The organism is Asticcacaulis aquaticus (genome assembly GCF_028550415.1).
Classification (GTDB): Bacteria; Pseudomonadota; Alphaproteobacteria; order Caulobacterales; family Caulobacteraceae; genus Asticcacaulis; species Asticcacaulis aquaticus.
Window position 1 is genome coordinate 39,618 of sequence record NZ_JAQQKX010000008.1, and the last position, 20,019, is coordinate 59,636.

The 20,019-nt window shown below is 59.3% G+C and carries 21 protein-coding genes and 1 riboswitch; of the genes, 8 read left to right on the forward strand and 13 right to left on the reverse strand.

Features of this window, described 5'->3' with window-relative positions; all coding sequences use genetic code 11:
* Positions 1-235: 235 nt before the first annotated feature.
* Positions 236-2,407 (forward strand): TonB-dependent receptor, encoded by a 2,172-nt coding sequence (locus PQU92_RS10805; RefSeq protein WP_272748232.1) that lies wholly within the window; start codon positions 236-238, stop codon positions 2,405-2,407.
* Positions 2,408-2,477: 70 nt separating this feature from the next.
* Here the strand turns inward: PQU92_RS10805 and PQU92_RS10810 are convergent, their stop codons facing one another.
* The 4 genes from PQU92_RS10810 to PQU92_RS10825 form a co-directional block, all read right to left on the reverse strand.
* Entirely contained in the window at positions 2,478-3,812 is a 1,335-nt protein-coding gene (locus PQU92_RS10810) for an LLM class flavin-dependent oxidoreductase (RefSeq protein ID WP_272748233.1), read from the reverse strand.
* A gap of 262 nt (positions 3,813-4,074) precedes the next feature.
* Complete coding sequence (locus PQU92_RS10815) at positions 4,075-4,938, reverse strand: nucleotidyl transferase AbiEii/AbiGii toxin family protein (protein ID WP_272748234.1); 864 nt, start codon at positions 4,936-4,938, stop codon at positions 4,075-4,077.
* Positions 4,931-5,551 (reverse strand): type IV toxin-antitoxin system AbiEi family antitoxin domain-containing protein, encoded by a 621-nt coding sequence (locus PQU92_RS10820; RefSeq protein ID WP_272748235.1) that lies wholly within the window; start codon positions 5,549-5,551, stop codon positions 4,931-4,933. Before PQU92_RS10820 ends, PQU92_RS10815 begins: the two co-directional genes overlap by 8 nt.
* A gap of 423 nt (positions 5,552-5,974) precedes the next feature.
* Positions 5,975-6,742, reverse strand: a complete 768-nt coding sequence (locus tag PQU92_RS10825) for a PhoH family protein (RefSeq protein ID WP_272748236.1) — start codon at positions 6,740-6,742, stop codon at positions 5,975-5,977.
* A gap of 468 nt (positions 6,743-7,210) precedes the next feature.
* Between PQU92_RS10825 and PQU92_RS10830 the strand changes: the two genes are divergently transcribed.
* From PQU92_RS10830 to PQU92_RS10845, 4 genes are all read left to right on the forward strand, one after another.
* Positions 7,211-7,738: a gamma carbonic anhydrase family protein gene (locus PQU92_RS10830; protein WP_272748237.1), complete on the forward strand. Its 528-nt coding sequence runs from the start codon at positions 7,211-7,213 to the stop codon at positions 7,736-7,738.
* Positions 7,739-7,797: 59 nt separating this feature from the next.
* On the forward strand, positions 7,798-8,544 hold the full coding sequence (locus PQU92_RS10835) for a TonB-dependent receptor plug domain-containing protein (RefSeq protein WP_272748238.1): 747 nt from the start codon (positions 7,798-7,800) through the stop codon (positions 8,542-8,544).
* Positions 8,541-9,902, forward strand: a complete 1,362-nt coding sequence (locus tag PQU92_RS10840; protein ID WP_272748377.1) for a TonB-dependent receptor domain-containing protein — start codon at positions 8,541-8,543, stop codon at positions 9,900-9,902. The genes PQU92_RS10835 and PQU92_RS10840 overlap by 4 nt, the downstream gene beginning before the upstream one ends.
* Positions 9,903-9,998: 96 nt before the next feature.
* Positions 9,999-10,382, forward strand: coding sequence for a TFIIB-type zinc ribbon-containing protein (locus PQU92_RS10845; RefSeq protein ID WP_272748239.1), 384 nt, complete (start codon positions 9,999-10,001; stop codon positions 10,380-10,382).
* A 36-nt stretch (positions 10,383-10,418) separates the two neighbouring features.
* Here the strand turns inward: PQU92_RS10845 and PQU92_RS10850 are convergent, their stop codons facing one another.
* From PQU92_RS10850 to PQU92_RS10860, 3 genes are read right to left on the reverse strand one after another with little or no spacing between them, the layout of a single operon-like run.
* Complete coding sequence (locus PQU92_RS10850; protein WP_272748240.1) at positions 10,419-11,285, reverse strand: alpha/beta fold hydrolase; 867 nt, start codon at positions 11,283-11,285, stop codon at positions 10,419-10,421.
* A gap of 2 nt (positions 11,286-11,287) precedes the next feature.
* Complete coding sequence (locus PQU92_RS10855; protein ID WP_272748241.1) at positions 11,288-11,506, reverse strand: helix-turn-helix transcriptional regulator; 219 nt, start codon at positions 11,504-11,506, stop codon at positions 11,288-11,290.
* A complete protein-coding gene (locus tag PQU92_RS10860; protein ID WP_272748242.1) occupies positions 11,506-11,892 on the reverse strand; it encodes a hypothetical protein in 387 nt (128 codons plus the stop codon). The genes PQU92_RS10855 and PQU92_RS10860 overlap by 1 nt, the downstream gene beginning before the upstream one ends.
* Before the next feature lie 280 nt (positions 11,893-12,172).
* Here PQU92_RS10860 and PQU92_RS10865 point away from each other — a divergent pair, with 280 nt between their 5' ends.
* On the forward strand, positions 12,173-14,311 hold the full coding sequence (locus PQU92_RS10865; protein ID WP_272748243.1) for a beta-galactosidase: 2,139 nt from the start codon (positions 12,173-12,175) through the stop codon (positions 14,309-14,311).
* Between the two features lie 43 nt (positions 14,312-14,354).
* Here the strand turns inward: PQU92_RS10865 and PQU92_RS10870 are convergent, their stop codons facing one another.
* Genes PQU92_RS10870 through ispH form a run of 3 tightly spaced genes read right to left on the reverse strand, consistent with a single transcriptional unit; the run spans position 14,355 to position 16,253 of the window.
* Positions 14,355-14,840 carry an SMI1/KNR4 family protein gene (locus PQU92_RS10870; protein WP_272748244.1) on the reverse strand — a complete coding sequence of 162 codons (486 nt, stop codon included), beginning with the start codon at positions 14,838-14,840 and terminating at the stop codon, positions 14,355-14,357.
* Positions 14,841-14,860: 20 nt separating this feature from the next.
* Positions 14,861-15,298, reverse strand: a complete 438-nt coding sequence (gene rnhA / locus PQU92_RS10875; protein WP_272748245.1) for a ribonuclease HI — start codon at positions 15,296-15,298, stop codon at positions 14,861-14,863.
* Position 15,299: 1 nt separating this feature from the next.
* Positions 15,300-16,253: a 4-hydroxy-3-methylbut-2-enyl diphosphate reductase gene (gene ispH / locus PQU92_RS10880; RefSeq protein ID WP_272748246.1), complete on the reverse strand. Its 954-nt coding sequence runs from the start codon at positions 16,251-16,253 to the stop codon at positions 15,300-15,302.
* 183 nt (positions 16,254-16,436) lie between these two features.
* Between ispH and PQU92_RS10885 the strand changes: the two genes are divergently transcribed.
* Both PQU92_RS10885 and PQU92_RS10890 read left to right on the forward strand, forming a co-directional pair.
* Positions 16,437-17,102: a Tat pathway signal sequence domain protein gene (locus PQU92_RS10885; RefSeq protein ID WP_272748247.1), complete on the forward strand. Its 666-nt coding sequence runs from the start codon at positions 16,437-16,439 to the stop codon at positions 17,100-17,102.
* A gap of 113 nt (positions 17,103-17,215) precedes the next feature.
* Complete coding sequence (locus PQU92_RS10890; protein WP_272748248.1) at positions 17,216-17,980, forward strand: NYN domain-containing protein; 765 nt, start codon at positions 17,216-17,218, stop codon at positions 17,978-17,980.
* Here PQU92_RS10890 and PQU92_RS10895 read toward each other — a convergent pair.
* Genes PQU92_RS10895 through PQU92_RS10905 form a run of 3 tightly spaced genes read right to left on the reverse strand, consistent with a single transcriptional unit; the run spans position 17,977 to position 19,660 of the window.
* Positions 17,977-18,420 carry a DUF488 domain-containing protein gene (locus PQU92_RS10895; RefSeq protein WP_272748249.1) on the reverse strand — a complete coding sequence of 148 codons (444 nt, stop codon included), beginning with the start codon at positions 18,418-18,420 and terminating at the stop codon, positions 17,977-17,979. The two genes, PQU92_RS10890 and PQU92_RS10895, sit on opposite strands and share 4 nt — an antisense overlap.
* On the reverse strand, positions 18,420-18,995 hold the full coding sequence (locus tag PQU92_RS10900) for a DUF488 domain-containing protein (RefSeq protein WP_272748250.1): 576 nt from the start codon (positions 18,993-18,995) through the stop codon (positions 18,420-18,422). Before PQU92_RS10900 ends, PQU92_RS10895 begins: the two co-directional genes overlap by 1 nt.
* A 2-nt stretch (positions 18,996-18,997) precedes the next feature.
* On the reverse strand, positions 18,998-19,660 hold the full coding sequence (locus PQU92_RS10905) for a hypothetical protein (protein ID WP_272748251.1): 663 nt from the start codon (positions 19,658-19,660) through the stop codon (positions 18,998-19,000).
* A gap of 120 nt (positions 19,661-19,780) precedes the next feature.
* A riboswitch (glycine riboswitch) is annotated at positions 19,781-19,871 on the forward strand.
* Positions 19,872-20,019 lie beyond the last annotated feature (148 nt).

Sequence of the window (20,019 nt, forward strand, 5' to 3'; positions counted from 1 at the left end):
CGTCGTATATATAAAATATAAATAGTAGGAAATTGAACGCCTGTGAAATGAAAAGCGCGCATGTCGGATTAGACTTTCTCAACCTGAATTTCAGCACACCTAAGCGTATGAGCGGGAATCATAAAGACAACGTCGAACTCATTGGATAGCGTTTCTAATTTCCTATTTATTTAATTTTAATTTGAGCAAGAGGGCGCGAACGGCTCTTATGTTCTTTATTCTTTCCGGAGCCTTTATGTTGAAACTATCCCCCATAGCCGCCCGCCCGACCTTTGTAAAATCCCTGCTTCTGGGCACGGCGGTCGTACTGGCCCTGCCGTCCGTCGCTCTGGCCGCCGATGCGCCGACGCCAGATCCCGATCCGTCCGGCGATGTCGAAACCGTGGTGGTGACGGCCCAACGCCGCACGACTGCTCTGCAAAAGACGCCGATCGCCATTTCGGCCTTTGGAGTCGAATCGCTCGAAAACCGCAATATTTCCAATGTCCGCGACCTGGCCGGACATATCCCGAACCTCAGCGTCGCGCGCGTCTCGATCAGCCACACGACCCAGACCTTCTCGCTACGCGGCATCGGCGAATCCGATCCCATTCAGGAGCCGGTCCTGTCGGTCTATATCGACGACGTCTATCAGCCGCGTCAGATCGGCTCCGGCGTCGAATTCGTTGATCTGGAGCGCGTCGAGGTCCTGCGCGGGCCGCAGGGTACGCTTTATGGCCGCAACTCCTCGGCAGGGGCCCTGCGCCTGATCACCCGCGACCCGGACGAGCATTTCCGAGCGCAGGGTGAGATCGGCGTCGGCTCCTATAACGACAAGCAACTGCGCGGGCTGGTGTCCGGCGGTTTAGGCGGCAACTGGGCGGGCAGTCTGGCCCTGATCCACCGCAGCCGCGACGGCGTGACGAATAACCCGACGCTCGGCCACGACGTCAACCGCATCGACTACAGCAATCTGCGCGGCAAGCTACGCTATATCGGCGGCGACAAATTCGACGCTTTGTTCGTGTTGAGCGCCACGAAGGACGACAGCGATACGCGCTCCTATATCCCGGTCAAACAACCGGGCGGAAGCTTCAGTTCGCGCATCTCCTATTCCGAGGTCGAGCCGCAGCAGAAGCTGAAAGCCGCCTCACTGTCGGCGCGTCTGAGCTATGCCCTGACGCCGGAACTCAGCCTTAAATCGATCACCGCGATCAGCGGCTTCAATCTTAAACCGTGGTACGAAAATGACGGTGAGGCGTCCCTGATTCAGAAGAATCTGATCGATTACGACGATCAGTCGGCAACGCAGGAGTTCCAGCTCAACGGCGACTATGGCAATGTCACCTTCACCAGCGGCCTGTTTTTCCTGCATGAGCGCTTCTATGTCGAGCGCGACGGCTTCAGCCGCACGGGCACCTCGGCCACGGCGACGGTCAGCAAGCTGCGTGCGCACAATATCACCACGACCGACGCCTATGCGATCTTCGGTGAAGGAACGTGGAAGGTCAACGATGTGTGGAGCCTGACGGCGGGCCTGCGCGGTACGATCGAAAAGAAGACCTTCGAATTCGACAACAAGGTCATCGACGATAACCGCAATCCGACGGCGCAATCGATCAAGGGTGAATCGGATAAAACCTGGAAGGCGTGGACACCGAAGCTGTCGGTGCAGGCGCAGTGGTCGGACGACCTGCTGCAATATCTGTCCTGGTCGCGTGGCTTCAAATCGGGCGGTTTCGACAACCGCGCCACGCGTCTGGATCTGGCGACCCTGCCGACCAACCCGGAGACCGTATCGACCTGGGAGACCGGTCTGAAAGCGGGGCTGTTCGGTGGAAAGTTGCGCAGTAATCTGGCCATTTTCTATAATGATTACGAAGACTTGCAGGTGTCTTTTTACGACCCGGCCTATGTCGGCAGCCGACGCGGCAATGCCGGTAAGGCGCATAGCTGGGGTGTCGAACTGGAAAACAGTTTGCGTGTGTCGGATCGTCTGAGCCTGCAGGCCTCGGGCGGGTATCTCGATGCCGTCTATGACGAATATAAGGGCGCGGGCGGGGCGGGCGTCGATGCCGACGGCAACTCGCTGATCAATTCGCCACGCCAAAGCTATAGCGGCGGCATCGTCTATGATTGGCCGCTGGCCCAAGGTGGGCTGAAACTGTCGCTCAATGCGCAGTATCAGTCGAGCTTCTACGCTTCGGCGCTGAAACGCCCCCAGGACCGCGTCGACGGTCAGGGCTTCCTCAACGGTTCCGCCGTGTGGACGACGCCCAATCCAAAGCTTCAGGTCGTCCTCAGCGCCAAGAACATCACCGGTTCGGATAAGCCTGTGACGGTGACCTATACGCCTTCGACCGGTGTCTATTACTACAACTTCCCCGACCGGGCGACGGCGCTTCTGTCGCTCCGCTACAGCTACTGAAGATATAGAAATCCGACATAAAAAAGGGCCGCGGTGGATGCCGCGGCCCTTCCTGTTTGTGCTTTCCCGTCTATTCCGCGGCGATGGCGCGCCGGGCCGTATTGCGGTTTTCCGGCACGTCCAGCCCCAGAGTTTCGCGGAAGGTCGCACCCTTATAGTCGGTCTTGTAGATGCCGCGTTTTTGCAGGATCGGCACCACTTCGTCGACGAAGAGTTCAAGCTGACCAGGTACGGATTCGAACAGGTTGAAACCGTCCGAACCGCGCCCGTCGAGCCACTGCTGGAAGCGATCGGCGATCAGCTCCGGCGTCCCGATGAAATGGCCGCGCGGCGTGGCGACGCGGAGCGCAACCTCGCGCAGGGACAGGCCTTCCTCGTGCGCCAGAGCCAGGATGCGGCCCGAGGCGCTCTGGTTGCTTTTCACCCCTTCGGCGGCAACTTGTTCCGGGAAGGGGGCGTCGGGATCGTAGACGCTGAAATTGTGGTCGTTGAACGACCGACCCAGTGCCCTCAGCGCGTTCTCCAGCGACACCAGCCCGGCCAATTCGGTGTAACGCGCCTCGGCTTCGGCGATGGTCGAGCCTATGAAAGGCCGCGCGCCGGGCAGGATATAGAGCTGATCTGGATTGCGCCCGAAACCGACGGCGCGCGACTTGACGTCGGCATAGAAGGCCTGCGCTTCGGTCAGGTTTTCCTGATGCGTGAAGATGGCCTCGGCGGCGCGGGCGGCGAAGTTGCGTCCGTCTTCCGACGACCCGGCCTGAAAGATCACCGGCTGGCCCTGAGGCGAGCGCGAGATGTTCAGCGGGCCCTTGACCGACAGGAACTCGCCTGCGTGATTCAGGGTGTGCAGTTTGTCGGCATCGAGAAACTGCCCGGTCGCCTTGTCGCGCACCAACGCATCATCTTCCCAACTGTCCCACAGGCCCTGCACGACATCGAGATATTCTTCGGCCAGACGATAGCGCGTGTCGTGCGCCAGATGTTCGGCCTTGCCGAAATTGGCGGCGCTGCCTTCCAGCCACGAGGTGACGACGTTCCAGCCGGCGCGCCCGCCGCTGATGTGGTCGAGCGAGGCGAACTGTCGCGCCAGATTATAGGCTTCGGTATAGGTCACGGTCGCCGTACCGACGAGGCCGATGCGCTCGGTGACCGCCGCCAGCGCCGACAGGATGGTCAGCGGCTCGAAGCGATTGAGATAATGCGGGCTTGAGCGGGCATTGATCGAGACGCTGTCGGCGACGAACAGATAGTCGAACTTGCCGCGCTCAGCGGCCTGAGCCTGTTTTTTGTAAAACTGAAAATTGGTGCTGGCGTCGACCGGCGCATCGGGGTGACGCCAGTCGTCCCAGCCAGGGCCTACGCCATGCAGAATAAAACCGAGTTTGAGTTGACTTTGTGACATGCTGATCTCCTGATTGTACCAGCCATTGTCTTAGTATTTGAGTATTTCCGGCAAACGAGCATCTCTGATCGTGAATGAGTTTATCTAATAGTTGTCTCACTCGGTTCGGGAGACGACTGCACCGTTTTCAATTGAGCTTCTTTAAAAAGTCGAATCCACAAATCTCAATCCTATGTCCGGTTTAAGGTGCCAGTTCTGACAAAGGTAAAAGCTGAGGTCTCGTGTCCGCTTCGGGCGCGCTGGAGGATAATGATCCTGCGCTTTATTTAGCTATGAGCCGTTCACAACTTGGGCCGACTGTTTTCCAGATTCTGGTTACGATCGTCTCGAAAGGTGGGCTATCAAACTCGATCGACGCGGCATACGCTTTCCAGCGACGGTTGGCGTCCTCGGAGGTGTACATCGCTTCCGAAAGGCCAGGAGGTGCTTCGGCTGGAATTGCCGTGGCGCGTCTCTCAAACGTCGCCGCGATAGCTTTGTCCAAGTCTTCTTCGCTGATATGCAGGCTTTGGGGGAGGGCCCATAGGTCGTAGTAGTCCTTCATTCGTCCGTTGATGAGCCCCAGTGCAACAATAGCCTGAAATTTTTCGGCGATTACGGTGGCGGGCGGGTAGGCCCGTATGCTCGACGGCTGCATGTCCAAGAGGCTCGGATAATCGAGTTCGATAGGTTTTGACCCAATCGCATCCCCAAACCCGATGTCGATGGTTATAGGTATGCGTGCCTTGTCCAGGACGGCGTTTGTTTTCAGTCGGATGCCGCCGTACTCGGTTTCTTCCCGAATGACGGATGCCGTAAGGTGCGCGATGTCAAACTCAAGGCCATCGTCTCCTGGTATCGCCAGGATTTCGGCAAAGACCGCTGTCAGCTTATTTACGTCCGGGGCGCCGAAACCAAGGAAATCAACGTCTCGCGTGACGCGCATGGTGTCGTCAATCCAGAGGGTCACCAAGAGGCCGCCCTTCAGGACAAAGCGATCGCGGTGCGGCGAAACGGAGAGACGGTAGAGAATGCGTTCCAGCGCATATCGGGTGAGGACGACATCGAAGGGCTGCTCAATTCGTCTGACAACGTTCAAAAGACGCGAGCGAGCAGAGGCTGCGATGTTGGAGACGGCTTTAACCATTGAACGTCAGGGCCTCCAGATACGGTTTCAAAGTGTTGAGTGTACCGCCGGCTTCTGCCGCCTGATATATCGCTGAAGGGGTGGTTTTTCTCTGCGTGAGGGCTGAGCGCAGGCTTTCGATCGCCACGGATCGATCGACGAGGCGTGGATTGCGGAAGACATCCGCGAGCGTCTTGGGGATGGAATAGATGGGCACGTCTACGCCGCTGATTTGGGTATGCTCTATACCCTGATCGAAAAATCGAGGGCTGAAGCGAACGACCTTGATCGGGGGATAGGAAACGGACGGCGTCCAGCCGTTCTTCTCTATAGCGACCCACACGCGTCGAGGCATTTGATCGGTCAGGCCGTGATAGGCGAGGGCCGACACCATGCAGATGACGCCTTGGGGGACTTGTTTGGCGACCTCGGCGAGAGACTGGTGGGGGTCTATTTCGCTATCTAGGCTCTGGTAGAGACCGCGGGAAACGCGGGTGATCAGGCCGTTCGCTTCGGCACGGGCAATGGTTGTCGCGGTTATCCCTTGAGCGCGCAGCTCGTTGGAACGCGCCAGAGGTTGCGCTTTCAGGATGCTTAGAAGGCGATCCTGCTGCGTAGCGCCGGTCTCAAGCATGGTGTAAATCCTACAACTAATGCAAGTTCAGTTGGAGGTTTTGTATCATGGTTTTCTGAAAAGTCTATTTAGGATACCGGTTCGGAAGGGTAAATCTGTGAAGCCGGCCCGAGGACCGGCCCCTTTTACGATGTACGGCAGAACAGGAATATGCTACCATTCTCAGGCTCGAAAAAGCCGGTATCAGGTTCACAAATGTTGCCATTTTGTCCTGATACTTTTTCGGCTTAACCGGCGGCAGGCCCTCGATTTTTTTACGGCCTTAAAATCCGTCAGGGAAACCTATGCCGGTTCGAGTCCGGCTGCCCGTACCAGCAGGGTCGTAGACCCTGCACCCGTTACTTGGAGTAAGTAACGAGGCCACAACAAATTAAAAGGCGGCAGAATAATCTGCCGCCTTTCGTTTTACGCAATTATCAACCCTTACAGCACGCCCAGCATCTGCGCGACCAGCGGGTGGCGGACGATGTCCTTGTCCTTCAAACGCACCACCGACACGGTTTCCAGTACGTCGAACTTTTCAGCCACGCTGGCCAGACCCGACAGGCCGGGCAGCAGGTCGGACTGGTTCGGGTCGCCGGTCACGATCATGGTCGAGTTCCAGCCCAGACGCGTCAGCAGCATTTTGAGCTGCGTATAGGTGCAGTTCTGCGCCTCGTCGATCACCACAAAGGCATTGTTCAGCGTGCGGCCGCGCATATAGCCGACCGGGGCGATCTCGATCAGGCCTTCCTGCATTAGCGCCTTGACGCGCTTCATGCTGAGGCGGTCGGTCAGGGCGTCGTACAGCGGGCGCAGATAGGGGGCGAGCTTGTCTTCCATATCGCCGGGCAGAAAGCCGATCGATTCCCCGGCCTCGACCGCCGGACGCGACAGGACGATGCGGCCGACCTTGCCGGCTTCCAGCGCCTCAACGGCCTTGGCGATGGCGAGGTAGGTCTTGCCGGTGCCCGCAGGCCCTAGCGCCAGGACAAGATTCTTGTCGTCGATGGCGGTCAGAAGTTCGGCCTGACCGTCGGATTTCGCCTTGATGGTTTTGACGTAGGACTGATCGCGATCTTCGTTCGCAGAGCCCATCGGAGACCAGCTGCCGTGATTGACGGTAATGCGGCGGACTTTTGTATCGTTCGCATACTGTTCGGCATCGAGGGTACCTTCGCGCAGGAAACGCTTGGTGGAACGCTTGGTCATGACAGGCCTCCTAAAATGGGACGCAGGTCGGCAAGCGGTGCAAGCCGCCGATCCGTGCGCAACTTCAATGGGATTTGAGGCATAAAAAAAGACGAAACCGTGTAAGGGTTCGTCTTCGCGTATGCGCTCGGGGAGGTAATGATGAGGGGACGCCGGGGTGCGCCGCATCCAAGGGGCCGTGCCGCCGGAGGCGGAGGGACCACAGAGGGTACAGATGCAAACCTTAGAGCCACTTGGGACCTCACAGAAGGTAGCAGAGTCGGTTGAAACCGAATCCTTCCGGGGGCAACTGATTCCCCCTTAAGGACAGTAACAGATTCCGGCATAATGCTTACCGAGTTCTTAAAACGGTTGTGGAAAACTTTTTGCATGCGCGAAATGGGGGAATTTTCATTCGCGCCTGCAAACCGTTTTCCTGTTTATTAAAGGCCGCCGGTCGTAAGGAAACAATGAGCAGAAGGTAGGGAAATGACGGTATTTGCATTGGGCGGAGTGTCGCCGCAAGGCATTGAAAACGAAAATGTTTATGTCGCTCCCGGTGCTCAGGTCATCGGCGATGTGCGCTTTGGCGCGGGCGCCAGCGTCTGGTTCAACGCGGTGCTGCGGGCGGATAACGAGCCGATGATCGTCGGTGGGCGGAGCAATATACAGGATGGTTCGGTGCTGCATTCCGACCCCGGTTCGCCTCTTGTGATCGGCGAAGGCGTGACCGTGGGGCACAAGGTCGTACTGCATGGCTGCACGATCGGCGACAATAGCCTGATCGGGATCGGCTCGGTGATCCTCAACCGGGCGCAGATCGGAAAGAACAGCATCGTCGGGGCCGGGGCATTAGTGCCGGAAGGCAAGGTGTTTCCCGATGGTGTGCTGCTGATCGGCGCGCCGGCGCGGGTGGCCCGGGAGCTGACGCCGGAGCAGGTCGAAGGGCTGAAACGCTCGGCCGATCATTATGTTTGGAACGCGCAGCGGTTTGCGCGCGATCTGAAAGCGGTTTAAAGATACCGGCGAGGGGAATCGGCCGGGAGCTAATATGCGGGCCGATAAGGGGGGGAAATATGCGTGCCACGTACGGCCTGATGGTCTTTATAGGTTTGGCGACATCCAGCAACGGATGGGCGCAGGCCAGCGATCCGCCGCCCGTCGCCGAGGCGAAGGTCGACGACAAACCGGCTGAAAAGGTCGAGGAGGTCACCGTTACGGCCAGCAAGAACTCTGGCACGCGCATCGACCGCCGCGTCTATGATGTGAAGACCGACCCTCAGGCCTCGACCGGGTTGCTGACCGACGTGCTGGCCAAGGTGCCGTCGGTCACGGTAACCGCCGACGACAAGGTGTATCTGAGGGGCGATGCCGGGGTGACCATCTGGGTCGATGGCAAGGCCCCGCCGGAGGGGCGTCAGGTTCTGCGCACCTTGCCGGCGTCGGAGATCGAGCGCATCGAGGTGATCACCAATCCGTCGGCGCAATATGCCGCCGGAACCAGCAAGGGCATCATCAATATCATCACCAAAAAGCCGCGCGGCGCGGTGAAGCGGCGCGGCAGCCTGACGGCACGTATCGACGCCCTGGGTGGCTACAGCGGCGGGCTTAATTTCGACGATGGCAAGGGGCCGTGGAGTTGGGGCTTCGGCCTGAGCGCGACAAAACAATATAGCGACATGGCCTATGAGACCCTGCGGGAAGGGGTCGGCGCGGCTCAGGCCAGCGGCTATCTGGCGCAGACCGGGCGCAGCGACGTCCGCAACCAGTCGAAATCCATGAATATCCGTCTGGGGTACAAGCTGGGCCGCGCAGTGCGCTGAAGTTCAGGGTCAGCCAGAATACGCCGCGCTTCGACGCGTGGCGTTGGAGTGCGTTGCGTGACACGACGGGCCGTTTCAGCGAGGACTCGCGCGATATATGGCGGATGCGGACCTGGGATCATAACCTGACCTACAGCTTCGCCGACGACAAGGGTGAGCGTCTGACCATCGACATCAGCGACACGCTGCATCAGCAATCCAACCCTATCCGCTATGTGACGCGCGATGCCCGTCCCGGTCGTGGAGACGGTGAACGCCTGACCGACGAACTGTGGCGTGAGCACGATCGGCAGATCAAAGGCGACTACGAAAAGCCGCTGGGCGACAACCGTATCCTGAGTGCCGGGTTCGACTGGAAGGCCGATGCCCAGCAGGCGTTGCGTCGCTTCGACAGCAGTTTCGCGACCGAGGCGGACCGGGAAAGCCTGTTTGTCGGGCGCGAAACGACGACGGCGGCCTATGTCACTCTGCAATGGCCGCTGGGCGCGTGGACGGCCATGCCGGGCCTGCGCGTCGAGGATCGCCGCCGCCGGTTTCCGGGACAAAGCTTCGACGGGGATGGCGGTGAGACCGAATGGTTTCCGTCCCTCCATCTCAGCCGGGCGATGGGCGAGGGGAAGAAGCTGCGCCTGAGCTATAGCCGTCGCCTCGATCCGTTACAGCTTGGGCAATACGATCCGCAGCTTATCTATAATTCCTCGACCAGCGTGCGTAGCGGCAATCCCGACCTGCAACTGGTCCTCGTCAACTCCGTTGAGGCCAGCTACGATGTCGAACGCAAGACATCGAGCTGGGGCCTGACCGTCTATTACCGCGACGCCAGCAACCAGATCGTCTGGGTGTCTAACCTCGGCGCCGATGGGGTGCAGTATAGCCGCCCGGCCAATCTGGGGCAGACGCGCCTGACGGGCTTCGACGCCAACTGGCGCGGGCCGATCAGGGGGTTGCCGGGCAAGGGCAAATGGACCCACACCAGCTCCGCCAACTACAAATACGGGCGCGCCGCGGTCGCCGATGCGGTAGGTAATCGCGAGACGATCTTTTGGCAGGTGCGCTCGGTCATTCAGTATGACGGACCCAAACGCGGGGCTCTGGGCGGCGATCAGTTTCAGGCCACGGCTTCGATATATGGCTGGACGGCGGATATCGAGTCGCGCAGCGACCCGCTGTGGACCATCGACCTGAGCTGGCAGCGGCCTCTGACGTCGAAGGTGGCGCTGGTCGTGTCCGCGCCCTATATCCTGCGGCAAGGCCTCTATAGCTCGTCCAGTATCACGGACACCTACCGCTCGCAGCAGACGACCTATCGTCCGAACGGCTATGTCCGGGTGGCGCTGAATTACAAGTTCGGAAATTGAGTCGCGTGAAACCGATTGCGTCTCACACTGCCTCTTGAAAGCCGGGCGGCGAGGCCCATGTCCTTGGAATAGTTCCGTCTATTCAGGAGAAAACGCATGTCCGCCCTTCAGTGTCCCGTCTGCCGAAACGATTTTCGTGAGGTTCTGAAAGAGGGCATCCTGATCGACGTCTGCACCCAGTGCCGCGGCGTGTGGCTCGATCGCGGGGAGTTGGAAAAGCTGCTGTCGCTGGCCGCCGGCGGAACCGTGCAACGGGCGCCGGAGCCGGCCCAATACGCACCGCCCCCGCAACAGCCGCGCTATCAGCAATCGCCCCAGCCCTATCCGCAGCAGCCCTATCATCAGAGCCACCAGACCGATAAATACGGCCGCCCCATCGAATACGACAAGTACGGCCGCAAGATCGAGTACGACAAGTACGGGAACCGGAAGAAGAAAAAGGGCTTCGATATGCTCGATATCTTCGATTTTGGCGATTGATGTGCAAAAGGCTCCGGGGAAACCGGAGCCTTTTGTTTATTTCAAAAATGCTTTCAGTTCGGCCTGAAACACCTCGGGCTGGTCGAACATGATAAAGTGGTAGCTGTCGGTGATCTGGCGCGTCGAGACGTTCGGCGCATTGGCGTAGGATAGTTTATAGTAACCCGCCATCTGCTCCGCCGTGATCGGGGCACCCGGCGGCACGACCCACAGGACGCGCAGCGGCACGGTGATTTGTTTCAACTCCGGGCGCAGGTCGGTGGTGATCAGGTCGTACATGGCCTGGCCCGAGGTCGCCGCATCGCTGTCGAGCGAGTATTTGACCGAGGCGGGGCGTAGACTTTCGGTTTTGATCATCCCGGCGATGGTTTGTTCGGCCATCGGTTTACGGGCGGCAGCGGGTGATTTGGCGATCCCGTCGCGGATCTGGGTTGCGACCGGCACGACCGTTTCCGGCGTAGCGTCGGGCATGAACATGGCGCCCATGAACGGCATCATGTCGACGACCATGACCTTAGAGGCGCTGTCGGGATGGCGGGCGGCGACCATCAGGGCCAGAGTGCCGCCCAGCGAATGCCCGACCAGAGCCGGTTTTTGCAGTTTTTCCGTCTCGATATAACGGGCGATCTCCTCGGCGACCGGGGCGACGACGGGGCCCGAGCCATTCGCCTCCGAAGCGACCCCCGCAAAGCCTTTGACCTGAACGCGGTGGTAGCGATAGCCGGGCACGGCCTTGACGGTTCCGTCCCAGATTTCCGCCGAGGACGACAGGCCCGGGATCAGCACGACATCGGGGCCTTCGCCTTCGACTGTGACGACGATGCGGTCGCTTTTGAAGCTGTCGGCAAAGGCCGGGGCGGCCATCAGCAGGGGGATGGCCAGCAGCAAGGTTTTGAACAACATGACTATTCCTCTTTAGCGTTTTGGGGCGGATAGGGATTGGGGAAGACGGCCTCGACATTTTGTCCAAAAGCCGAGGCGATACGGTAGGCGAGGTCGAGCGACGGATCGTGCCGCTCGGTCTCCAGCGCGTTGATGGCGTAGCGCGAAACCCCCACAAGATCAGCGAGTTGTTCCTGAGTGAGGTCGCGTTCGGCACGCAGCACCTTGAGGCGGCTCTTCATCAGATCGAACCCTTGACGAAGGGCGTGATCATGCCGAACACGGCCCAGAACAGCGGATAGACCAGCCAGGCGGGGACATCGGGCGCGCCCAGAAACTGCTGGAACGGGCTGAAGGCGACGACGACGGTGATGGTCAGGCCGATGGCGATCAGCATCTGTCGGGCGATGACGGCGCGCACGAATTCGTCCTGCTTGCTAATGAGGTCGTAGGCGAGTTTGGTCTGTGTCAGGACGGTGAGGGCGGGCACCAGCGCCAGCGCCCACAGGGCGGGGGCGGGCCAGTCATAGGCCTTGCCCCAGGTGAGGCCGAAGATGGCGGCGAGGAAGATCACCCACAGGGTGATGGAGAGGGCGACATAGGCGGGGGATTTGGGCCAGGGGATCATGGTGTTGGGCTTTCCTGTCTGAATGTTGTGTACGCCTAACATCACGGGGCGTAATGCGTCAATGAAAAAGTTGTGAATTCACAACATTTGGTTGGCCATGCGCACAATAAGTTGGAATTTTGAAATATTTGTCTGATTTAAATGGGCGGCAAAATGACACTCGAAAAAACAATGCCGATCTGAAATCTCATATTGTCAGCAAAAAATAACTGTTGTAGCGATTGGTCGGACCAATAAATATAAATTTATCTGACAAAATTGTCGTACAAAAGAGGATTCCATGCCGTTTCAATGTCTTCGCATGATGACCATTGCAGGGGTGGTTGCGGCTATGGTCGCGGTATGCCCGGCATCTGCTCAGCCCGTTCCGGCGGCACCGAAGCTCGATACGATCCTATACGGGGCGTCCTACTACAATGAATACGTGCCGGCACCGATCCGCAGCGAGCGCCTGAAAAAGGACGTGGCCATGATGAAGGCGGCGGGGTTTACCGTCGTGCGCATGGGCGAGTCGAGCTGGGGCCGGTGGGAGCCCGCCGACGGTCAGTTCGATTATGGCTGGATGGATGAGGTCGTCGCGGCATTCGGTAAGGCGGGCATCAAGGTCATCATGGGCACACCGACCTATTCGATCCCGGTATGGATGTACGCCAGGCACCCGGACATGCTGGCGCGGCCGCTCAATGGTGGCGATACGGGTTACGGCATGCGTCAGAATATGAATATCGACGACGCCAATTATCGCCGCTACGCCGAACGCATCATCGTCAATCTGGCGACGCACTATAAGAACAACCCGACCGTTATCGGCTGGCAGGTCGATAACGAGACCAGCGCCTACGGTTCGTCCAACGCCTCGGTTCATGCCGAGTTCGTCGATTGGCTCAGGGCGAAGTACAAAACCACGGCGGCGCTGAACGAGGCGTGGCTGCTCAACTACTGGGGTCAGCAGGTCGACACGTGGGATAACTTTCCGACCCGTGATTTCGCCAATTCGACCAGCTACAAACTGGAATGGCAGCGTTTCCAGCAATGGCGCGCCACGCGCTTCGTCGGCTGGCAGGCCGATCTGGTCCGCCGCAATGCCCGCGCCGATCAGTTCATCATCCAGAACAATGCCAGCTTTAGCCGCGCCGAGGTCAATGCCTATGAGATGGCCAAACCGCTGAACGTCGCCAGCAACGACATCTATTTCAACTGGCAGGACGAATACGACGGCCGGCATCAAACGCTTCAGGGCAATATGGCGCGCTCGGCCAAACAGCGGAACTACTTCGTCGCCGAAACCACCGGTCAGGCGCAAGGCTGGGACGCCACCAAACAGGTGCCGCCCTATGACGGTCAGATGTATCAGGACGTCTTCGCCAATATCGGTAATGGCGCCAATGCGCATCTTTACTGGCACTGGGCGTCGCTCAACGCCGGTCAGGAAATCTACTGGAAGGGCGTGCTGGGCCACGATTTCGAGCCGAACCGCGCCTATGCCGAGGTCTCGCGGGTGGGCAACGACCTCAAACGCATCGGGTCGAAGCTGGTCGATCTGAAAAAAGACAATGCCGTCGCGGTGCTCTATTCGACGGACTCGTATAATGCTCTGACCTTCATGCCGATCGACAAGTGGTCGAAACCTCTACCGCCGAGCTTCCATACGGATGCGTATCGCCGGACCTTCGAACGCGTCCACGCGGCGCTGTACCGGGCGCATGTGGAAACCGATATCGTCTTCGCCGATGCGCCGGATTTCTCGAAATACAAGCTGCTGATCGTTCCGGCGCTCTATGTCGCCGACGATGCCCTGCTGGGGAAAATTTCGGACTATGTGAAGGGGGGCGGCCATGTGCTCATGACCTTCAAGTCGGGTGAGGCGAACGAGAATTTCGTCGTGCGCTGGCAGACGGCACCGGGGCCGCTGCGCGCCGCGGCAGGGTTCAGATATCAGGAAACCTCGACCTTGCTGAAGCCGCTAAAGCTGAAAGGCGACCCGTTCGGGGTGGGTGATAAGAACGAGGTCGATACCATTGCCGAGTTCCTCCATCTTGAGACCGCCGAGGCGCTGGCGTGGTACGATCATCCGTTTTTCGGCAAGTATCCGGCGGTGACGCGTAACAGCTATGGCAAGGGGACGCTGCTCTATCAGGGGACCGAACTAACCGACGATTTGCAACTGGCCGTGGTGCGTGCGGAGTTGAAACGGATCGGCCTTTACGGCCCCGATCAGGACTTGCCGGAGAAGGTGCAGGTCAAGCACGCGACGTCGAAGGCAGGCAAAAAGCTGCACTTCTATTACAACTACTCCACCGCGCCCGTCAGCGTGACCTATGCCTATAAACCCGCGACGGAACTGCTGGGTGGGGCTAAGGTCGCCACCGGTCAGGCGATCGAATTACAGCCGTGGGGCGTGGCGATTCTGGAGGAGTAGCGTTTGATACCTTCCCGGCTTACCGGGAAGGTATCAAGGTTGGCTAATCGTCGTCGTTTTCGACGAATTCGATCCGGCACATGGCATCGAGCCAGTCTTCGAAGGAATCGGCGACGTGGGTCACATCGTCGAAATCATGGTCCCAAAGCTGAATCGAACCTGTCGGGTGGGCGCTGCCGGCCATGGGAAAACAGAAAAGATTGCCGCAAGGATCGGAACCGATGGCCACCAGATCGGCTGGCAATCCAATTTCGCGCCAGTCTAGGGTTTCCTCGACGATTGTCTTCGGTGTGTAAAAGTCGTTGATCGCCTGAACATAGTTACGGTCATTGATATCCTGCTCCGCAGCAGAGTTCATCAGGTCGAAGCTTGTACGGGGTAAGCCGTATGCCAGAACGGCCTGACGGTAATCGTCCGGAAACTGAAACGACAGGTCCGCTTCGGCCAATGTCAGAGCCTTGGCCGTCACCTTTTCCGGCGGATAGTCGTCCTCCCCCCACAGGGTGATAAATCGGGCCATACTGATCATGACATCCCCCTTCGAACGCGTTAGGCCATCGCCTCGCTGATCGCCTTGTTGGCCAGACCGTCGGCACGTTCGTTCATCTCGTGACCGGCGTGGCCCTTGACCCAGTGCCAGTGGATCTTGTGACGCTGACGCGCGGCGTCGAGGCGTTTCCACAGGTCGTCGTTCTTCACCGGCTTCTTGTCGGCGGTTTTCCAGCCGCGCACCTTCCAGCTATGAATCCACTCCTTGATGCCCTTGAGGACATACTGGCTGTCGGCGTGGAGGTCGACCTCGCAAGGTTCTTTGAGAGCCTCCAGCGCCATGATGACGGCCATCAGTTCCATGCGGTTATTGGTGGTTTCCGCCTCGAAGCCGTAGAGTTCCTTCTCGTGTGGCCCAAAGGTGATGATCGCGCCCCAGCCGCCCTTGCCGGGATTGCCCTTGCAGGCCCCGTCGGTGAAAATGGTGACCTTCTTCATGTCAGGCCGTAGCTTCTGTTAGCACGCGCGGTAGCTTGAACGTCACGGTTTCGCGCACACCGTCATTCTCGGTCATGGTCACATCGAAGCGTTGGCGGATCGCCTCGATCAGGTCGGTGATCAGGTTTTCCGGCGCCGAGGCCCCGGCGGACAGGCCCATCGTCGCAACACCTTCGAACCACGTCCAGTCGACCTCGGACGCATCGTCGATCAGGTGCGCGACCTTCGCCCCGCCGCGCAGAGCAACCTCGACGAGGCGCTGCGAGTTCGACGACTTCTTCGAACCGATGACCAGGAACAGGTCGCAATCCTGGGCCACCTGCTTGACGGCGTCCTGCCGGTTGGTCGTGGCGTAGCAGATGTCTTCCTTGTGCGGGACGGCGATCTGCGGGAAGCGCTGTTGCAGGATGCCGACGATCTCCGACGTATCGTCCACCGAAAGCGTGGTCTGCGTCACAAAGGCCAGATTGGTCGCATCGACGGGCACAAAGGCGCGCGCGTCCTCGGCGGTTTCGATCAGCTTGACGACGCCATCGGGCAGTTGCCCCATGGTGCCGATGACCTCCGGATGACCGGCGTGACCGATCAGGATGATTTCGCGGCCCGAGGCGTGGTGGCGCTCGGCCTCGACATGGACCTTGGACACCAGCGGGCAGGTGGCGTCGAGGAAGAACATCTTGCGCTGTGTGGCATCGGCCGGGACCGACTTCGGCACGCCGTGCGCCGAAAAGACCACCGGGCGATCCGGCGGGCACTGATCGAGGTCTTTCACGAAGACCGCGCCGAGGTCTTTCAGCCGGTCGACCACGTGCTTGTTGTGGACGATTTCATGGCGCACATAGACCGGCGCACCGTAAAGTTCGATGGCGCGTTCGACGATCTGGATGGCGCGGTCGACGCCGGCGCAGAAGCCGCGCGGCGTGGCGAGATGCAAGGTGAGGGCAGGTCGGCTCATGCGCCGATACATAGGCTCATTCCGTGGCGTTTTCCAGTTCTAAGCGTGCATCATGCACAACACGGCTTCGCCTTGATCTGGCCTTGATGGCTATTTAAACCCTTTGAAAAATCCGGGCGAGGCGCTACTAAGTGGGGACGCGTCGTCGCGTGTCTCTATCCTTGCCTATCTACAGGGGCCTTCATGTCTTCGAAAATGCGTGCGCTGGTGTTTGGTCTGTCCCTAGCCGTCGTGTCTGCCGCCGTCCTGCCGGGCATCGCCGCGGCCCAGAACCGCGACCGCGACCGCGAGCAGTCCGAAGATAGCGCCGAGGATCGCGCCAAGAAGGACGAGGAATGGGGCCAGAAGGATCTGCGTCTGGCCAAGCGCCGCGCCGACGGTCCGTGTCCCTTCGTCAAGGTGCTGTACGACGCCGCCCGCTATCAGGATTTCGAGGGCGGCAAGGAAGCCTCCGCCGAGGCCAAGTGGACGGGTCAGATCAATGGCGTGGCGTCGGATTGCGCCTATAAGGGCGGCGAGCCGATCGAGATCGAGATGATCGTCGGCTTCTCGCTGGGCAAAGGCCCGAAGGCGGGCGCCGATTCGAACACCTATCGTTACTGGGTCGCGGTGACTGACCGCGACGAAACCGTGCTGGCCAAGGAATATTTCGATCTGCCGGTGAATTTCAATGGCAAGTCGTCGGTCGATGTAGCGACCCGCATCGAAAATATCGTCATTCCGCGCGCCGCCGCCAGCATTGCCGGCGACAATTTCGAAGTCCTGATCGGTTTCGACGTCACGCCGCAGATGGTCGAGTTCAACCGTCAGGGCAAGCGCTTCCGCTTCGCCAAGGTCAAGGCTCAATAGGTTTGGCGTCACGCCGGTGCGGGAATTTTCAACTGTCACCGGAAAGATACTGACAAACGGCTCCACATGCGCTTAAGTGTTAATGAGGGTTAACGCTTGCGTTATTGGGGCCGATGTCAAACGCTGAAAAAGCTAAGAAAAGTGGCGCGGCATCCGGTGGCCCAAATGGCGTCCTGAACGGTTTCAGCCTACCGTTCTTCCGCAAGCGCGCCGCCATCTATTACGACGGCTTCAACCTCTATCACTCGGTCGACGCCTATAAGCGGCCCTATCTGAAATGGCTGGACCTTAAGGCGCTCGCCGTTGCGCTGGCCCCGAAATCCGAGGTGGTCAAGCGCGTCGTCTGGTGCTCGGCCTTCCGCCCGCAGTCGAAATCCAAGCTGAAACGCCACGAAGACTATATGAACGCCCTCAAGGCGCGCGGCGTGACGTGTCGCATCGGGCATTTCGTCTCGGCCATCGACGGCTGCAACGCCTGCGGCCATCAGTGGCATCTGGCCATCGAGAAGCAGGGCGACGTCAATCTGGCGCTGTCGATTGCCGCCGATGCCGAAGATAACCTATTCGACGTCTGTTACCTCGTCACCGCCGACGGCGACCATGCGGCGACGGCGCGCTATTTCAAGGAACGATTCCCGAAGAAGCAACTGGTGCTGGTCTGCCCGCCGGGCCGCTATCCGAACAAACACATTGTGCCGTTTGTCGACCGCGTGATGGAAATCGAGCGCGAACATTTAGAGGCATCGCTGCTGCCGCAGATGACGAAGCACCGCACGCGCTTCTTCGGGCCGCACAAGCTGATCGAGCGTCCCGAAGCCTACGACCCGCCCGAACTGCGCGAAAAGGGTCATCTGAAGGTCGTCGTGAATAACGGCTAAAGGTGCGTCACTTTCAACGTCTGCCCCCACTTGTCGTTGAGATATTCGCTCAACAGGCGGCGATGGCAATGATGCGGGGTCGCTTCTGAACAGAGCAGACAGGCACCGTCGAAATCTTCGGCCTTGAAACGCGTTTCGACCTTACGTTCGGTCATGAGATTCAGGAAACGCGACTGAAACTGCCCCCAGTCGCCTTTTTCTTTCTTGAAGGCTTTCAGAATGTCATCGGTGGGAGCCAGAAGCGGATGGTGCGCATAATCTATGCCGCCCAGCGATTTCAGGAACCAGGCCAGATCCTCCGACTTGGCGAAACCGGCCAGTTGCGAACTGTTGTGCAGTCGGATGTCGATGACTTTGGTCACCCCGGCGGTTTTCAGTCGCGTGAAGAAATGCGCGGCGGTGGTCTGGGTAAAGCCGATCGTATAGAGCGGAACACCCATCAGGCGGCTTCCGAAAAGGCGACCTTGCGGGCGCGCTGTGCATAGGCATGGGCCAGCAGGGTATCGGCGTCGGCAAACAGGTCGTCCTGCGTCTTGTTGGCCATCAGCAGCAGTTGCGTCTCGACCTCGGTCTGGGTGATCTGCGCGCCGTCGGGCAGGATGTGCTGTGTGTCCACGTCTTCTCGTAGCAAGGCGCGCCCGACCAGCAGGCAGCGATGGCAGTCGAGCGGATGCTGCTCCGAACACATCATGGCGACGCGATAGGTCTGGGCGCCACCGACCAGACGCGTCAGGCCGGAATGGAACGACTCCTCGCGGGCCATGGCTTCGTAATCGGCGACACCCTCGCACATCAGGCGGCGTTCGGGGCGTCCGCCCAGTTCCTTGCCGAGATAGACATAGGCGATACCCTCGGCCTTGAGTCGAGCCTTGAGCGTATCAGAATTATAGTCGGCCGCATGACGCGACCAGGGCTGGGTGCGCACATCGGCGATGGCGGTGACGTCGGCCTGTTTCAGCAGGTCGATGAACCGCCCGATCTCATGATTGGAATGGCCGATGGAGAACAGGTTCATTTTTACGCATAAACTCCATTCAGCATGACGAAGCACTTGTCGGGATGGTCTTTAAAGGCGCGGGCCAGCCCAAGCCGCAGATGCAGGCGAGGGGCGTTCGGCCACAAGGTATTTATAGCATCGACTCCGCGATTCCTCCACACCTCGCGCAAAGCGTGACTGCTGACCGGCAGGCTGTAAACACGCTCGCCGTCGTCGAGCCGGGCTTTCAGTCGTTCGGACTCTTCGTAGAAGGTCAGGTGTGTCGGGGTGATCGCAAGGCCGCTCAGAGAGGGGGCCTGATGGTCATGCGGCACGAAAGCATGGGCTTCGCCGTGCCATACGGAACTGATCTTTGAGTGATGCGCAAAGGCCTGAGCTAAGGTCGAGGCCGCCGGTGGCGCATTGACCGACCAATCGATCGGTTGGGCCGACAAGCGTTTGATTTTGAACGCATGAACGGGAGTGTCCTCGCTCTTATGCGGAAAATCTGTGGCCAGTGCCGGACCTTCAGGCGCGAAATAGTAGGTGTGACCAGGGTGAAAGCCGTGCCTTTTGAGCAAATAGGGCGACCAGTGCAGTTGACCCGGCAAGGGACGCACCATGCGTTTAGAGTAGATATCCCAGCCAGCGACGCAAAAATGACCCAGCTTCATTTCCGTAATGTCTGTCAGCAGTACTTGCATGATCGGCCCCCGCCTCTCGGTAGATGCTCAGAATACGGGAAATGTGTCGAATTGCAATTTTTGACTGTGTTTGCGACTTAACTCCTGCCTTGACTCTTTATGTGGTCTATCGCACAAGCGAAGAACCTTGCGGGAGAGTGCATGACTCGCTCATGCCGCCGAAGGCGCAACCGCCCCGGAAACGCTCAGGCCCACGGACCGCAAGCCGAACTAAAACGCTGGAAAGTGGCGTCGTCTTTATAAGATGAGCGCCTACCGACGGAGCAAAGCGTGGTCTACTAGGCCGCGCCTAAATCTCTCAGGTCAAAAGAAGACAGCGGGGGCAGGATGTTATCGAACCTTCTGCGTATCCCCGTGTC

Bases quoted from the DNA above. Each gene is read 5' to 3' on its own strand.
- PQU92_RS10855 (WP_272748241.1), bottom strand. From the start codon at position 11,506: ATGAAGAGCCGCCTCAAGGTGCTGCGTGCCGAACGCGACCTCACTCAG.
- PQU92_RS10805 (WP_272748232.1), top strand. From the start codon at position 236: ATGTTGAAACTATCCCCCATAGCCGCCCGCCCGACCTTTGTAAAATCC.
- PQU92_RS10865 (WP_272748243.1), top strand. From the start codon at position 12,173: ATGCCGTTTCAATGTCTTCGCATGATGACCATTGCAGGGGTGGTTGCG.
- PQU92_RS10820 (WP_272748235.1), bottom strand. From the start codon at position 5,551: ATGCTTGAGACCGGCGCTACGCAGCAGGATCGCCTTCTAAGCATCCTG.
- PQU92_RS10815 (WP_272748234.1), bottom strand. From the start codon at position 4,938: ATGGTTAAAGCCGTCTCCAACATCGCAGCCTCTGCTCGCTCGCGTCTT.
- PQU92_RS10845 (WP_272748239.1), top strand. From the start codon at position 9,999: ATGTCCGCCCTTCAGTGTCCCGTCTGCCGAAACGATTTTCGTGAGGTT.
- ispH (WP_272748246.1), bottom strand. From the start codon at position 16,253: ATGAGCCGACCTGCCCTCACCTTGCATCTCGCCACGCCGCGCGGCTTC.
- rnhA (WP_272748245.1), bottom strand. From the start codon at position 15,298: ATGAAGAAGGTCACCATTTTCACCGACGGGGCCTGCAAGGGCAATCCC.
- PQU92_RS10825 (WP_272748236.1), bottom strand. From the start codon at position 6,742: ATGACCAAGCGTTCCACCAAGCGTTTCCTGCGCGAAGGTACCCTCGAT.
- PQU92_RS10895 (WP_272748249.1), bottom strand. From the start codon at position 18,420: ATGGGTGTTCCGCTCTATACGATCGGCTTTACCCAGACCACCGCCGCG.
- PQU92_RS10860 (WP_272748242.1), bottom strand. From the start codon at position 11,892: ATGATCCCCTGGCCCAAATCCCCCGCCTATGTCGCCCTCTCCATCACC.
- PQU92_RS10810 (WP_272748233.1), bottom strand. From the start codon at position 3,812: ATGTCACAAAGTCAACTCAAACTCGGTTTTATTCTGCATGGCGTAGGC.
- PQU92_RS10835 (WP_272748238.1), top strand. From the start codon at position 7,798: ATGCGTGCCACGTACGGCCTGATGGTCTTTATAGGTTTGGCGACATCC.
- PQU92_RS10885 (WP_272748247.1), top strand. From the start codon at position 16,437: ATGTCTTCGAAAATGCGTGCGCTGGTGTTTGGTCTGTCCCTAGCCGTC.
- PQU92_RS10905 (WP_272748251.1), bottom strand. From the start codon at position 19,660: ATGCAAGTACTGCTGACAGACATTACGGAAATGAAGCTGGGTCATTTT.
- PQU92_RS10870 (WP_272748244.1), bottom strand. From the start codon at position 14,840: ATGATCAGTATGGCCCGATTTATCACCCTGTGGGGGGAGGACGACTAT.
- PQU92_RS10890 (WP_272748248.1), top strand. From the start codon at position 17,216: ATGTCAAACGCTGAAAAAGCTAAGAAAAGTGGCGCGGCATCCGGTGGC.
- PQU92_RS10850 (WP_272748240.1), bottom strand. From the start codon at position 11,285: ATGTTGTTCAAAACCTTGCTGCTGGCCATCCCCCTGCTGATGGCCGCC.
- PQU92_RS10830 (WP_272748237.1), top strand. From the start codon at position 7,211: ATGACGGTATTTGCATTGGGCGGAGTGTCGCCGCAAGGCATTGAAAAC.
- PQU92_RS10900 (WP_272748250.1), bottom strand. From the start codon at position 18,995: ATGAACCTGTTCTCCATCGGCCATTCCAATCATGAGATCGGGCGGTTC.